1 protein-coding gene is annotated in these 1,289 nt (G+C 39.5%); it reads right to left on the reverse strand.

Annotated features, from left to right (window positions below):
- A partial coding sequence (locus tag B5D54_RS16790; RefSeq protein ID WP_139364808.1) for a methyl-accepting chemotaxis protein occupies nt 1-968 on the reverse strand: 968 nt, incomplete at its 3' end.
- Nucleotides 969-1,289: the final 321 nt, after the last annotated feature.

Here is a 1,289-nt window from a genome sequence, read left to right on the forward strand (position 1 = left end):
ACTTCTGTGTTACGAGCGACTTCAGCAACGGTCGACTTCATTTCAGCCATCGCGGTGGCGATTTGCATCACTTCTTCTTGCTGCTCTTGCATGCCATGTGACGTTTGCTCAGAGACAGCACTGACTTCATCCACCGCATGAGCCAGTTGAGTGGCACCCGCTACAATCTCTTCTACGGTGATTGATAGGTTATTTTGCATGGTGCTACACGCATCGGCAAGATTACCGAGTTCATCTTCGCCAATCTCTTGTCGGTTTAGGTTATAGGTGAGATTACCTTTGGCAATGGCTTTAGCTTGTTCAACAACCAGTTGTAATGGGCGGCAGATTAAACTAGAGAGCAGCCAAGTCATTACTGCCATAAAGATAAGAATGGCAATAATACAAAAAACGGTAAATTCAGCTACGTCATCTAATAAATCAATTAGACCTGTTCGGTTATTAGTAACAAAAGAAGTGTTTAGATTTAACAGCGCATCTACAGAGTTTTCTACATTTTCGTAGATCGCTAATGTGTTATTGATATCGCTAAGTGCTTTGTCGATGTTGTCATTTAAGACATCGTTATTAAATGACGATAAGGCTTTAAGATAAGCTTGCCAGTAGTTTTTTACAGGCATATAGATAGAACGCTCATGGTCATCCCAAATACTGCGTTCATAGCGATTAAGTTGTTCTTGAATTTCTTGCTGAATTTCATTCATCCACTGTATGTCTTCTTGAATAGCAGAATCATCAGTAGCGGAAAGTATGCTAAATTGAGCTCGGCGAATGGACGCCATATTGTACTTCAGATCATTCACCATCATCATTGATGGTAATGTATCATCGGTTAAATTCAATACATCATCTTCAATCGTATTGAGAGCGCGGTAAATATAGACACCAAAAATAATGTTGATTAAGGCGATTATACTAAAAGAAAGGGCAATTTTATTACGTATCGCTAAATCTTTTAAGAATGACATAAAAGTGAGTGACCTCGTGGTAAAAGCAAATGGGTCACATCCATATGGTGAAAAATAATCCTTATTACAGTAGGTTTGTAAGAAAACTCCTACTGCGTTGTGGCGGCGGATTCTAGCATGAAGGGGAGCATTACGCTAAAAAAATGTGAGCTATGCTGGGGAATTTATATCGAGTGACTTAAAACAGAAAAAATGGTGGGTTTGACGCCCACCATTTTTTATTCATCATTAACCCTTATTCGGATTGTTGGATGGCCAATGCTGTTTTTATACTTGAAAGCGATTTACCGTATTTTGCAACTGAGCCGCTAGTTGACTGAG

The organism is Vibrio cincinnatiensis DSM 19608 (assembly GCF_900167345.1).
In the GTDB taxonomy this organism is placed as follows: Bacteria; Pseudomonadota; Gammaproteobacteria; order Enterobacterales; family Vibrionaceae; genus Vibrio; species Vibrio cincinnatiensis.